Source organism: Pseudoclavibacter sp. CFCC 11306 (assembly GCF_008831235.1).
GTDB lineage: Bacteria > Actinomycetota > Actinomycetes > Actinomycetales > Microbacteriaceae > Pseudoclavibacter_A.
The window spans coordinates 311,269-324,280 of record NZ_WBKF01000003.1 but is presented as its reverse complement, the minus strand read 5'-3'; the positions used below and the strand labels follow the sequence as shown (position 1 = coordinate 324,280).

Sequence of the window (13,012 nt, the reverse complement as noted above, 5' to 3'; positions counted from 1 at the left end):
CCGTTATTCGGGCTGCTCGTTGAAGGCGTATCCGTATGCTGCCGGAGGGGCCCCGAACGTTCTGCGGAATGCTGCGAGAAAACTGGTCGTCGACCTGTACCCGCATTGCAGCGCCACGTCTGTGAGTGAGACGTTCTGGTCGAGGAGTTTCAAGGCCAGGCGCATCCGCACCCGCAGAGTGTACTGTGCGACAGTGCAGCCGGATTCGGCTCGGAATCGGCGGAGCAGCGTGCGGGTGCTGGTGCCGCTATCTGCGGCCCACTGAGTCAATGAGGGCGGGGATGCCGGCTGCCTTTCGATGGCGATCGCCAGCTCGCGTGCGGTCGCGTTCACTGGCTGCGTGACTGATACCTGCGGTCGTCCGACCCTCCGTAGTGCATCAACTACAGGCTGCACGTCAAGCTGAGCGCCTCGAAGCCGGCCAGAAATGTACGTGAGAATGCTGGTCCGCAGATCCACGTCCACAGGAACGACTCTCGGCAGCTCTGGCAGGGACTGAGCGCCGTGCGCTACGGTCGGCACCGCGACTCGAAAGAGAGGGCTGTGCCGCGCTGGTTCGACGCGAAAACTCGTTGACGCCGGAACCCAGACGGCCTGTGTTGGTCCGGCAGGCCATCGCTCGGCATTGACGACGACCTCCAGCTCGCCCGTAGGCGGCCAGAACAACGAGTGCGCATGGGCTTGCACCTAATCAGGCTCCCGAACTGTCGGCGTCATCACCAGGCCGATGTGTAAGGAAGTACACACTGAGGTCGGATGATTCAAAAAATGTCTCTTTAGCATAGTCATTCTGTCGGATCAGAATCTACGGGGCCCTGGCCTTGGGAGCATCTTTCAGAACGGTTTGACTAGACCGGCATGTGTCTCTGCCTATAGGGCGGTGGTAGCCGTCAGGTGAGTGCCTGACAGGCTGAAGAATTGGAGGTCACAGTCTCGTGTCATCACGCCGTGAAGGTTCTGCAACTGCCCGACGCCGCAGAGGCGCAGCTCGAATGATCGGTCTCTTCGCCGCGCTTGCTGTCTCTTTGGGGCTCGCGGGCTGCGGTGTCGTCTCAGGTGGCAGCTCCGACAGCACCGCTGATGCACAAGGAAACCGCACCATCACAGACTCAACCGGCGCGGAGGTGACGATTCCGGCCTCCCCGAAGAAGGTCGTCACCCTGAGCGAGCCGACACTTGACGGTGCGCTCGCCTTAGATGTGACACCAGCGGGAACGACCTCAGGCCGCGGGCAGAAGACAGCGCCGGGATACCTCGGAGACCGCGCTGCGAGCATTCCGATCGTCAGCGATGTCGCGAACCCCAACTTCGAAGAGATCGGCAAACTCAAGCCCGATCTGATTCTCACCGATGGCACGAGCATCAACGACGATGCACAGATTCAGCAGCTCAAGGCGATCGCCCCCGTGGTGGTCGCAGGCGAGGCCGGTGGCTCTTGGCGAGACAACTTCGGCATCGTGGCCGATGCGCTGAACAAAGCCGATGACGGTAAGAAGGTCGTTCAGAACTACGACGACCATGTCCAGCAGGTCAAATCAGGTCTCGGCACCTACCAGGACAAGACGTTCTCCATCGTTCGCTGGCAGGGCAACACGGCATCGCTGATCTTGAAAGAGCTCCTGCCCGGGCAGGCTCTCGAAGACCTCGGCCTCAAGCGTCCCGAGAACCAGGACCGAGCTGGTGCCGGTCACTCCGAGCCGGTCTCGCTCGAGAACCTGAGCGAGATCGACGCTGACTACATGTTCTTCGGCACGCTTGGCGGCTCATCCGTCGGCAACGCGGATGCCGGCGGTGCGACCGACGAGCAGGGCGCGAAGGATGCGCTGCGTCAGGCCGTAGCCGTGCCCGGGTTCACCGATCTCAACGTCTACAAACAGCAGCATGTCTTTCTGGTCGACGGGTCCCGGTGGACATCGACCGGCGGTCCGATCCTGATGGACTCGCTGATCACTGATGTGCAGCAGAAACTCGACGGAGCTCAGTGATGCAGAAGAGAGTCAAAGATACGAGACACGACGTGAGCGTGCTCGACCGATCATTCACCGCCGTTCGCAACCTCACCGCATTCGCCGCAGCTGGCCTGTTGGCGCTTGGTGCGCTCGGCGCAATGCCGGCTTCGGCTGCGACGGGAGCGTCAGGAGAGACTGACGGTGGGAGCGTGCAAATCCTTGGCAGCGGATCTCCAGCGGAATCGCTGCAGACCATTCGAGCAGTGTCCGATAGCGCTGCAGCGCAGGATGATCGCTGCGAGGATCTGACAACGCAGGGCACCCCGAGACCAAACGGACAGGACCAGGGCTCTATCGCGGTTTCCAACTGTCGCAAGGTCAGCCCGGGCGATGCGATCACTGTGACCGGTCAGGGAATGGCTCAGCGCCCTGAAGGAACGGGGCAACTCACCTTCAAGATCGACGACGTCAATGATGATGATCACACGCGTTTGGCTGCCGAACAGCCGAACGGCAAAATCGATCAGGGTGGTGTGACAGTCACCGATACCCGATACCTGCCCAATGCGAACGGTGACATGTCCGTTGAGCTCAGGCTCAGCCCGAGTCTCTCAGATGGTGTGCACTGGGTGCGCGTCTTGGGCGGTTCCGGTGACGGTGGCGAGGGAGTCAGCCAGTACGCGAAGTTCCTGGTCGGGCCCAAACCCGACACGTCCAGCCCCTCCGTCGCGCCCGAACCTGGGAGTACCATCACCAGCGGCTACAGTGCGACGTTTGAGCTCAGCGGATTCACGAAATCTGCAGGGCAGACGGCCGCCCTCGTCCTCCAAGAAGACAGGCCCAACGGGCAGTCTTGGCCGCTGACCGCAGCAGACGTCGCGAAGACGGTGCTCTCGTCAGATGGCGCTGCAACCGTCGCTGTGACAATTCCCAAGGGGCTGGCCTCGGGCAGCTATCTTCTGACAGCCAAGACAGATGGAGAAGAAGCTGCGTCCCAGCCGTTCGCTGTGGAACGTGCGCAAGCACCCGTCTTCACCCAACGGATGCAGCCGCAGACCGTGGCCGACAAAGGCGATGGAAAGTTCGAGACTGAGGTGAACCTTGATGCGTCGCCGATCCCCAGCGTGGTGTGGGAGCGTTCGCACGATTCTGGCGTCACGTGGCAGAGGATTCAAGGCCCGGATTCGCAACGAGGGGCCCTGACTGCGAACCTCCCTGGGAGAATGTCACCCGATCAGAACGGCGATCTCTACCGGGTGACAGCGACCAATGACGAAGGGATAGCGCAGAACATCGCACCGTTGATTCTGGCGACCGGTGGCGGCTCGAACGGAGTATCCGGAGGAATCAGAGAAGAAGGTTGGAACTGCCGAACCCAAGACGTGACGACCGCAGCGGAGCCCCAGCTGAAACTCTGCATGGTCAAAGCCGTAGCCGAGCAAGGCCGACTCCACTTAGAGGGGCGGGGGTGGAAGACTGCGGACGGAGACCTTGGCTCATGCTTCGCTGTGAAGTTCGAGGACGGCAAGGTTGAGCCATCGAATCCGCCCAAGACGGACTCTTCCAATACCTGCAGCGGCGGTGGCACCGTCAGCAACATCTTCAGTTACTTCAAAGCCGATGACAACGGTGATTTCGTCGTCGATGTTCCGATTCCGACCCGGGCGAACTCTTCCACGCTCGCAGCCGCCGGCAGCGAGTGGAAGACCGGTGAATCACACGAGGTCACCCTGCTGACCGGTAGCTCACGCAGCGGCGATCGCGGCCGTTCCGTCAAACTCGAATTCGGCATCGGCACAGATTCGCCCGACCCGCGCCCGCAGCCGCAGGATGGCGGCGCGTCCGATACGGTCGTCGTGCAGCAGGCGTCAGGGAGCACCGGCAACAGCAACCTCACGCTGAAGGCGTCAGGCAACAGCCTCGTGAGCATCGGCGAAGCCGCGGCGGGGCAACGCCCGTTGATCACCCCGGCGGCTCCGGTGCTGGCCGAAGACGACCTGACCGATCTCAACCGTGGCGACGTCGAAGTTGAACAGGACGGCACGGTTCTGACGACCACGTTCAACAGTCTCGAACCTGGTGACTGGGTGTATCTGCACACATGGCCCGGCCCACAGGGAGTGGACTGGCTGCAGCTCGACGCAGAGAAGAAGGTGCGGTTCGACATCGTCGATCTTGAGCCGGGAGACCACAAGTTCAGCTTCGTCGGGCAGCAGGGAGAACTCGTCGGCTGGGTCGACGGCAACCTGCCAGGAGAGAGCAGCCGCAAGAGCTTCGAGAACACAAAGCCGGTTGCAGGGCTGGTCACCCCCACGAACTGGAACGGCCCGCTGCTTATCGCAGCCTTCGGAACGTTGGCCCTGGGGCTCGCGGCGACCACGATTCTCGGCATCGCACGCAGCAGGAGGTCGGCATGAGGCACAACAGCGATGAGACCCAAACGAACCGCGACCCGGCACGCAGCTGGGTGCGCATCGGCCGGCGGATGCTGGCTGCGGCGGCCGCGACGCTTGCGTTGACCTTCGGCGCCTCTTCGATTGCATCCGCTCTGCCTCCGGCGGGGGCGAGCCCAGACAGTCCGGGTACGAGTTCTACGGTCAGCTCTCGCTCGGTGAGCGCTGGGGAGCCTCTCTCATTCACTGTGACCGGGTTCCCCGCGAACCGTCAGATCAGTGTCAAGATCGCTGACGGCCAATACTGCGGCCAGGGTGTTCGCTATGGGTCGTGCGTCGTGACCCGCGTGCAGAGTGACGCCAGCGGGCGGGCCAGCGGAACGATCGTGATCCCGAATGATCTCACCGCTGGCTCTTATTGGCTGCGTTTTCTGACAGACACACCTGCGACCTCCAACCGTGGAAACAGCGAGTTCAAAGTCGTTCCCAAGAGCGCTTCGTCGGCACAGGGAGGAAGCGCGACGGTCGAAGGCGGCGGGTCGGCCATGACCCAGCAGGTCGAGCAGCAGAAGACCGTCGGCGACGGGGCCGTATTGATGGTGCCGGCTCCAGACCCGGCTCAGGCCGCCAAATCGGTGACCGACGACGAGCTGCCGATCGCGGGCGGGGCCTCCAACGGCGGAAGCAGCAGCGTGGATTCCTCGGCTGCTGCAGACAGCAGTGAGGCGGCACAGTCGGCAGATCACACGGCATTCTCCAAGCCCGGCTTTCCGTGGGCTGGCACGGTCGTCTTCGCCGTGACGCTGCTGCTGGTCGCAGCGGGAGTCATCGCGGTTCTCGTCTGGCCGGTGAGGTCGAAACGGCCTGAATGAGAGCAGTGGGGGGCTCACCGTCTATAGCGGACCGTACGGCCCAACAGACACGTGGTTCACGTCGAGAGCGTCAAGCTTGTGGAGAGCTCTGTCTGTGCACATATCGCAACCCATCTGCAACGCGAATTTCGCTCTGGCGCAGTCAGGGCTCGAGGCGTAGAGTCTCATCGTTCAGCGGCTGATAATTAGGCTGCACTAACTCATAGAAGTCGGGAATGATGTCAAAGAACACTACGCAGAACCGAACCGTTCGACGAAGTGCCGCGATCACCGGCGCAGGGGCGCTTCTCGCTCTCACCTTGACGGCCGGAGGCGGGCTGATCGCCAATGCCGCTCCCGTGAGCGGAGCATCCTTCGGCCCGGCGGCTGCTGCTGCAGAAGTCGCGGCCACGCCACAGATCACGCTCGACAAGACCAGCGTGGGTCTTGACGGCGCGACCATTCACGTCACTGGCACAGGGGTCGCTCCAGACCCAGAAGGCAACCCTCGTCAGTGGTTCGCCGTCAAACTGCTCACCGGCGGAACGGGCGTCGTGCTGCCGAACCAGGAAGCCGGCACATGGGATGCCAGTGGCTTCCTCAAGATCTCGGACGCGAAGTACCTGCCCGATGCCAACGGGAACTTCGCATTTGATCTGGTCGTTCCATCGCTGAAAGCCGGCAGCTACACCGTGCAGATCCTCGGCGGCAACGGCGGTGGGTCTTCGATGAATCCGAAGGCGACCTTCACCGCCGAGCCGCAGGCGACAGAGGCCACAATGTACCTTGACGAGGTTCTCGTTGCAGACAACAAGGTCAGCGTTTGGGTCTTCGGCAAGAAGCTGCCGAAGGATTCGAAGCTTACAGCGCAGTTGGACGGCAAGAAGGTTCCCGGTACGTGGATGCTCAACAGCAAACCCACCGACGTGATCGGCCCGGACAACGATGCAGGCGACTTCAACCATCGTGTGCTGCTCGACGCCGGGGCGGCTCTGGCAGGCTCAGAGCATGTGCTCACCATCACGAACTCGCTCGATAACAGCACGTACGACATCCCCTTCACCGCTGTGCCGTCCACGGTAGACAGCTCATTCAACACGCCGAGTCAGGGTGCTCAGGGCGATATCACCTTTGGCAACCTGCCTCAGGGGGCGAAGGTGACCGGAATCGGGCCCGACGGCGCAAACTGGCTGGGCACTGACCAGACTGCTGTCGCAGGCGCCGACAATCGTGCGAAGATCTCGTTCACGATTCCTGCGGATGCTCCTGTGGGCCAGGACATCAGGGTCGCGTATCGGGTGGGCGAGAAGAACCTGAGTGTCGACCTTGGGCAGAAGGTCACGCCCAACAACGCCGAGATCAACGCAGACAAATTCACTGTCACGCATGCGACTGGACCGCAGGGACTGTACCAGTTGGTGGACGACAAGAAGACCGGCAGCCTGTTCGCCACGTTCACACAGTGGGGCAAACAGACCGGCGTCGCCAAGATCGATCCGAAGACGCTCGCAGTGCTGCAGACCGGCCCGGCTGCAAAGACCGCAGAGGGTGCGGACATCCAGGTCTTCGGCATCGGCATCGACAACTCAGCGCGGAAAGTCGTCGCCAGTGCGACCAGCGGTAATGGCATCGTCGTCTACGACGCTGATGACCTGACGAAGGCGCCGGTCTACGTTCAGGGAGGTCCAGAGCTCAATCATGCTCGAGACGTCGCTGTGGACGAGACAAGTCACAAAGCGTATGTGGGGTCGTCACTGTCGAACACGATCGGGGTCTTCGATCTCAATGAGAACAAATATGTCGACACGATCGCTCTTGGAACCGAGGAGGAACCGTTCACTGGGGTTATGAGCTTCGACTTCGACGAGGCGACCGGTGATCTTTACACGACCTCGCTCTCAGGCGGTCGTGCAGCGAAGGTTGAGACCCGCAACGGCAACAAGGCGACCTACTATCAACTTGGAGAGCTGTCCAGTGCGTCAGGCACCGCCTTCGACCCGGTCAAGAAGCAGTTGTTCATCGCGGCTCAGGGCAACAGCGACGTCACCGTCGTCGACACGGTCAGCGGCAAGGTCGTCAAAAGCATTCCGACTGGTGGCGGCGCACTCAATCTCTTCTTCGATCCGGTGCATCGCTTCGTCTACTCGGCCAACCGCACCGGTGGCACCGTGAGCGTCATCGATGCCGACTCGTTGGAGCGTGTCGGCAACCTCGATGCGGGACAGTACCCCAACGATGTGACCGTCACTCCTGACGGCGTCGCGTACGCGGTCAACAAGGCAGACGAGAACAACCAGATCTTCCGCATCGATCCGACCGGCTTCCCCGTGAAGAAGGACGACGACAAGGAACACGACAACGGAGCGGGCACAGGCGACAATGACACGAAGCCTGACGCCAAGACACCCGCTAATGACACGAACCACGCTGACCTCAATCAGAGCGGCAACGCTGGTGACAACAGCAACGCCGCGCAGGCGAACGGCAGTGAGGGCAAACTGGCTCGCACCGGTCTCGATGAGGGGCTCCTCATCGCAGGTGGCGCAGCTGTCATCGCTGCAGGGGCCATCCTGGTCGCTCAGCGTCGCCTTCGCCGGCATGGCTGAGAGTATGTCTGCCGACTGGTCAGATGTTTGCACGGCTTGGCAAGGTAACATCCAACCATGACCCAAGTCGCACCCACATCGAGTGCCCGCGCCCCTGGCGCGGGCACTCCCGGGTCTGGCTCCCCGTCGAAGCCGAGCGCGACGACTGATCACAGACCAGGCCCCAAAGAGATCCATCGCCCAGGCGCCGTCAGAGTCGCCGCCCTTGCGGGTGTGCTCGTCGCCTTGGCGCTCGCCGTGCTGCTGAGCCTCTCACTCGGGTCGAAAGACATTCCGCTTGGCGAGACCTGGCGTCTGCTGCTCGCCCCAGACGGCAGCCAGAACTCGGTCGTGCTGCAGGAGCTGCGCATTCCGCGCACTGCGATGGGTCTCATCGTCGGCGTCGCGCTCGGCGTGGCAGGAGCCCTCATGCAGTCACTCACGCGCAACCCGCTCGCCGACCCCGGCATCCTCGGTGTCAATGCGGGCGCCTCGTTCGCCGTCGTGCTCGCCGTCGCGCTGACCGGCATCAGCGGCATCAGCTTCTACCTGTGGTTCGCCTTCGCCGGCGCCGCCGTCGCCTCGGCCGCGGTCTACGCGCTGGGTGCCAGCGGGCGCTCGTCTGCGACCCCGGTGCGCCTCGCTCTGGCCGGCGTCGCGATCAGCGCGGCACTGCAGGCACTCACCGAGGCCGTCATCCTCGGCAACCAGGTGGCCTTCAACGAGTTTCGCTTCTGGGTCGCCGGGTCGTTGGAAGGCCGCGGCTGGGATGTGCTCGTGCTCGTGTTGCCGTTCATCGTCGTCGGGCTGATCATCGCGCTGCTGCTGTCGCCCTCGCTCAACGCCCTCGCCCTCGGCGACGAGACCGGCAAGGCGCTCGGCGTGCGGGTCAAGAGCACCCGCGTGTTCACCATGATCGCCGTCACCCTGCTCGCCGGAGCCGCCACGGCCGCCGTCGGCCCGATCGGCTTCGTCGGCCTCGCCGTGCCGTTTCTCGCGCGCTGGCTGGTGGGCACCGATCAGCGGTGGGTGACCGTGTTCAGCGCGATGCTGGGCCCGGTCTGGCTGCTGACGGCGGATGTCGTCTCGCGTCTGCTGGTTCGGCCGGACGAAGTGCAGGTCGGCATCATCGCCTCACTGATCGGCGCCCCGATCTTCGTGCTCATCGTGCGCAGAAAGAAGATCGCAGCACTATGAGCCAGACACCCGTGAAACCCGCCGATCGCGGCCCCCAGCCGAAGGTGCCCAGCCAGGCGAAGGTGCCCAGCCAGCGTGACATGGCATCCGCCGCACACCTGTCGCTGATCACGCCGACGCCCGAACAGGAGCAGCAGGTCAGGGCCAGCCTGCGCCAGGCGCACTCGCACTGGAGCCTCGGCCCGATCACGCTGCGCTTCGAACGCCGAGGCGCGATCGTCTATCTGATTCTGGTCATCGCGATTCTGACCGTCGGCACCGTCAGCGTGCTGCTCGGCGACTACGACATCTCGGTCGGCGACGTGTTCGGCGCGATCTTCGGCACGCAGCGGTTCGATGACCCGCTGGTGCCCTACTTCGTGAACCAGGTGCGCCTGCCGCGCGTGGTCAGCGGCATTCTGGTCGGCATGGCGCTCGGCACCTCGGGCGCGATCTTCCAAGTGCTCAGCGGCAACCCGCTCGGTTCGCCCGACATCATCGGGTTCACCCGTGGCTCGGCCACCGGCGCGATTCTGGCGATCATGTTCTTCGGCGGCTCGACCCCGATCGTGGCGGCGGGGGCGATCGGCGGCGGCCTGATCACGGCAGCCATCGTGTACGGGCTCTCGTGGCGCGGCGGAGTCGCCGGCTACCGCCTCGTGCTGGTGGGAATCGGTGTGGGCGCGGTGCTTGCCGCGATCAATTCGCTGCTCATCGTGAAGGCCGATCTCGCCGCAGCCCAGAAGGCCCAGCAGTGGATGGCCGGGTCGCTGAATGCTTCGCTGTGGCCGCAGTCCGGCATGATCGCGGTCGCGCTCGTGCTGCTGCTGCCTGCGGCGTGGAGCCAGTTTCGTGCGATGACGCTGATGCCGCTGGGCGACCCGCTTGCGATCGGGCTCGGCGTGCGGGTCGAGCGCTCGCGTCTGGTGATGGTCGTCGTCGGTGTGGCGCTGATGGCCGTGGCCGTCGCGGCCGCCGGCCCGATCTCGTTCGTAGCGCTCGCCGCGCCGCACCTTGTGCGGCGCATCACTCGCACGCCCGGTGTCGGGCTGATCGGCGCAGGGCTCATGGGCGCGTTCTTGGTGCTGGTGTCAGACCTGATCGCCCGGCGCATCTTCGCGCCGAACGAGTTGGCGGTCGGCGTGGTCACGGGATCCCTCGGCGGCATCTATCTGGTTATCCTGCTGGCCATGGAATGGAGGAAACGCGTATGAGCGCATCCACCGAACACGCAGCGTCCCAAACGGGCGTGACCGCAGCGGCACAGGCGGGCCCGACCCCAGCGGCGCAGGCGAGTGGAGCATCCGCCGCAACGTCGCGGCTGCGCACTGAGAGGCTCGTCACCGGATACGGCAATGCGAAGACCGGGCGCGAGATTCTGCATGAGGTTTCCGTCGAGATTCCCGAGGGGGAGCTCACGGTCATCGTCGGGCCGAACGCGTGCGGCAAGTCGACGCTGCTGAAGTCGATGGCGCGGATGCTGCCGCCGCGCACCGGATCGGTGTGGCTCGACGAGCAGCAGATCACGGACTATGCGCCGAAGGAGGTCGCCCGACGGCTCGGGCTGCTGCCGCAGAACCCGATTGCGCCGGAGGGCATCATCGTGTCTGATCTGGTGGCGCGGGGGCGGTTTCCGCATCAGAACCTGCTGAAGCAGTGGACGCCTGCCGACGAGCGCGCCGTCATCGAGGCGATGGCCGCGGCGAACGTATCTGACCTGGCCGACCGCACGATCGACCAGCTCTCGGGCGGCCAGCGGCAGCGGGTGTGGATCGCGATGGCGCTGGCGCAGCAGACGCCGCTGCTGCTGCTCGACGAGCCGACCACGTACCTGGACATCGCTCACCAGGTCGAGGTGCTGAACCTGGCTCGTCGGCTGCACCGCAGCGGTCGCACGGTCGTGGCGGTGCTGCACGAGCTGAACCTGGCGTTTCGGTACGCGACGCATCTGATCGTGATGAAGGGCGGCATCGTGGTGACACACGGGGCGCCCCAAGAGATCGTGACGTCGGAGCTGATCGAAGAGGTGTTCGGGCTGCCCAACGCGATCATCGAAGACCCGATCAGCGGTACGCCCCTTGTGGTGCCGCGCATCGAGGAGTCTGACGAGCCGGCCGGGGAGTAGGGGGCGGCCGGTTCACTGCCGAAGAACTGGCTGAGGGCTTCTGCTGATCGGGTCATGGGGAGTGCTGGTCCTTTCCGATCGAGACATGGGTTTTGTCGCTCCAGACGATCGAGACATGCCAAGTTCCATGTCTGGATGCTCGGGGCCGACATTTGGGGCGACTGGGCAGCTGGACTCTGGATGGTGGGACGGCGGACGTGGGACATTTGGGGCGGCTGGACGCTGTGGTGCGGCTATGAGACGGACGGACGCTCTGCGCTGGGAGGCACCCGAGCATCCGCCGCCCGACCCGACTGCCCACCGACTGCCCACCGACTGCCCCCACCGACTGCCCCCACCGACTGCCCCACTAACTGCACGCGACTCGGACACCGACTGCGACCCCGCCGGCGATCGCCCCCGCGATCCGTCAGCGCTGGCTTGCGCCGCCGTCGACGATCAGCTCTTGCAAGGTGATGTGGCGGGCCTCATCCGAGACGAGAAAAGCCACTGCTGCGGCGATGTCGATGGGCTCGGCGATGCGTCCCAGGGGGATTCCGGCCTTGAACGCATCAGGCACCCCGGCGACGATCTGAGCCGGATTCTGCAGATCGCCGATCATCGGCGTGCGCGTCGTGCCCGGTGCGACGACGTTGCAGCGAATGCCATGCGGCCCCAGCTCGAGCCCGAGCGACCGCGTGACCTGGCTGGCCGCAGCCTTCGAAGCAGCGTAGGCAGCCATGTCGGCGCGCGGAACGACCGCCGAATTCGACGCGATCGTGATGATCACTCCGCTGCGGTGCTCGATCATCGGCCCGGCGACCGCCTTGGCGAACAGGAACGGTGCCCGGGCGTTGATTTCGAAGAGCCGGTTCCACGTCTCGATGTCGGTCTCGATCGCGGGGCCGTGTGCGAAGACACCAGCGCAGTTCACCAGCACGTCGACGCGGCCGTTCTGGTGCTGCGCCTCGTCGACGACGCGGGCGATCTCGTCTGGCTGGCGGATGTCCCCGTTCAGATAGCGCACGCCGTCGACCGGCGATGTCGGTGCGACCGAGTCGGTGCCGGTCACTCGAATGCCGTCGTCGTGCAGGCGACGGACGACGGCTGTGCCGATGCCTCCCGCGGCGCCGGTGATGAGGGCGTGGCGAGTCATTCTGTGCCACAGCTCAGCTCGGCGGCTGCGGTGTCAGCGTCGACGACCCGGGCGCAGCGTTCGGCGGCGTAGGCGAGTGCCTGCTGGTGGTGCGCGGCGGAGAAGTCGGCGAGGGCGTCGCCGATGAGGAACGGCTGGATGTCTTTCATGAAGGCAGACAACGCGGTGGCGAGGCAGCCGATGTGTGCATAGACCCCGACGACGATCAGCTGGTCTCGGCCGGTGCGCTGCAGCCGGTCGGTGAGGTCGGTGCGTTCGAATGCGTCGTAGCGCCACTTTGTCATGATTTGGGCCTCGTCGACTGAGCCGAGGGAATCGATGAGGCGAGCTTCGTCGTCGGTCTGCAGGCCAGGGCCCCAGAAGTCGGTCAGCAGGGCGCGACGTTGAGCATCCTGCGCTGGAGGCTGAGCGCTGTAGACCACCGGCACGCCGTGGGCGACGGCTATGTCGCGCAGCCGGACGATGTTATCGACGGCAGTGTTGAGAGCGGCCGACTCGGGTGGGTAGGACGACAGGAAATGCTGCTGCATGTCGTGCACGAGCAGCATGGCGCGTGCCGGATCGATGTTCCAGCTCACCCGGTTTGAGGGAAGTTCGGTCGGGCACGGTGGTACGTAGTCGACGATGGCATCCAACATGCGATCTCGGTCGCCTCTCGTGTGGGAAATATTGGACAGGCTCACCTTAGTCGACATTCGTGCTGCGGGCACCTGCCTCGGGTTGGGCGTCTGCGCTGTGGGCTGCGAGTGTGCAGAACGTGTTGAGCAGCCGTCGAGTGTGCAGAACGTGCGGGTGTTA

The 13,012-nt window shown here is 64.2% G+C and carries 10 protein-coding genes; 7 read left to right on the top strand and 3 right to left on the bottom strand.

What is annotated here, in order from left to right:
• Nucleotides 1-3: 3 nt before the first annotated feature.
• Nucleotides 4-333, bottom strand: coding sequence for a helix-turn-helix transcriptional regulator (locus F8O09_RS10680; RefSeq protein WP_192497656.1), 330 nt, complete (start codon nucleotides 331-333; stop codon nucleotides 4-6).
• Between the two features lie 659 nt (nucleotides 334-992).
• On the opposite strand from F8O09_RS10680, the gene F8O09_RS10215 reads away from it, so the two are divergent.
• From F8O09_RS10215 to F8O09_RS10185, 7 genes are all read left to right on the top strand, one after another.
• The gene (locus F8O09_RS10215; RefSeq protein WP_158055211.1) at nucleotides 993-1,985 is read left to right on the top strand and encodes an iron-siderophore ABC transporter substrate-binding protein; all 993 of its coding nucleotides are present in this window, start codon (nucleotides 993-995) and stop codon (nucleotides 1,983-1,985) included.
• Nucleotides 1,986-2,350: 365 nt separating this feature from the next.
• The gene (locus tag F8O09_RS10210) at nucleotides 2,351-4,366 is read left to right on the top strand and encodes a hypothetical protein (RefSeq protein ID WP_192497655.1); all 2,016 of its coding nucleotides are present in this window, start codon (nucleotides 2,351-2,353) and stop codon (nucleotides 4,364-4,366) included.
• A complete protein-coding gene (locus F8O09_RS10205; protein WP_158055209.1) occupies nucleotides 4,363-5,214 on the top strand; it encodes a hypothetical protein in 852 nt (283 codons plus the stop codon). Before F8O09_RS10210 ends, F8O09_RS10205 begins: the two co-directional genes overlap by 4 nt.
• Nucleotides 5,215-5,432: 218 nt before the next feature.
• Complete coding sequence (locus F8O09_RS10200; protein WP_158055208.1) at nucleotides 5,433-7,799, top strand: YncE family protein; 2,367 nt, start codon at nucleotides 5,433-5,435, stop codon at nucleotides 7,797-7,799.
• Between the two features lie 57 nt (nucleotides 7,800-7,856).
• On the top strand, nucleotides 7,857-8,975 hold the full coding sequence (locus F8O09_RS10195; RefSeq protein ID WP_158055207.1) for a FecCD family ABC transporter permease: 1,119 nt from the start codon (nucleotides 7,857-7,859) through the stop codon (nucleotides 8,973-8,975).
• Nucleotides 8,972-10,168: a FecCD family ABC transporter permease gene (locus F8O09_RS10190; protein WP_225732994.1), complete on the top strand. Its 1,197-nt coding sequence runs from the start codon at nucleotides 8,972-8,974 to the stop codon at nucleotides 10,166-10,168. The genes F8O09_RS10195 and F8O09_RS10190 overlap by 4 nt, the downstream gene beginning before the upstream one ends.
• A complete protein-coding gene (locus F8O09_RS10185) occupies nucleotides 10,165-11,079 on the top strand; it encodes an ABC transporter ATP-binding protein (RefSeq protein ID WP_158055206.1) in 915 nt (304 codons plus the stop codon). Before F8O09_RS10190 ends, F8O09_RS10185 begins: the two co-directional genes overlap by 4 nt.
• Before the next feature lie 409 nt (nucleotides 11,080-11,488).
• Here F8O09_RS10185 and F8O09_RS10180 read toward each other — a convergent pair whose 3' ends face one another.
• Both F8O09_RS10180 and F8O09_RS10175 read right to left on the bottom strand, forming a co-directional pair.
• A complete protein-coding gene (locus tag F8O09_RS10180; RefSeq protein WP_158055205.1) occupies nucleotides 11,489-12,214 on the bottom strand; it encodes an SDR family oxidoreductase in 726 nt (241 codons plus the stop codon).
• A complete protein-coding gene (locus F8O09_RS10175) occupies nucleotides 12,211-12,852 on the bottom strand; it encodes an isochorismatase family protein (RefSeq protein ID WP_158055204.1) in 642 nt (213 codons plus the stop codon). Before F8O09_RS10175 ends, F8O09_RS10180 begins: the two co-directional genes overlap by 4 nt.
• Between the last annotated feature and the right edge of the window lie 160 nt (nucleotides 12,853-13,012).

Excerpts from the sequence above, each read along its gene's own strand:
- F8O09_RS10215 (WP_158055211.1), top strand. The coding sequence starts at position 993 with ATGATCGGTCTCTTCGCCGCGCTTGCTGTCTCTTTGGGGCTCGCGGGC.
- F8O09_RS10205 (WP_158055209.1), top strand. The coding sequence starts at position 4,363 with ATGAGGCACAACAGCGATGAGACCCAAACGAACCGCGACCCGGCACGC.
- F8O09_RS10200 (WP_158055208.1), top strand. The coding sequence starts at position 5,433 with ATGTCAAAGAACACTACGCAGAACCGAACCGTTCGACGAAGTGCCGCG.
- F8O09_RS10195 (WP_158055207.1), top strand. The coding sequence starts at position 7,857 with ATGACCCAAGTCGCACCCACATCGAGTGCCCGCGCCCCTGGCGCGGGC.
- F8O09_RS10190 (WP_225732994.1), top strand. The coding sequence starts at position 8,972 with ATGAGCCAGACACCCGTGAAACCCGCCGATCGCGGCCCCCAGCCGAAG.
- F8O09_RS10185 (WP_158055206.1), top strand. The coding sequence starts at position 10,165 with ATGAGCGCATCCACCGAACACGCAGCGTCCCAAACGGGCGTGACCGCA.
- F8O09_RS10180 (WP_158055205.1), bottom strand. The coding sequence starts at position 12,214 with ATGACTCGCCACGCCCTCATCACCGGCGCCGCGGGAGGCATCGGCACA.
- F8O09_RS10175 (WP_158055204.1), bottom strand. The coding sequence starts at position 12,852 with ATGTTGGATGCCATCGTCGACTACGTACCACCGTGCCCGACCGAACTT.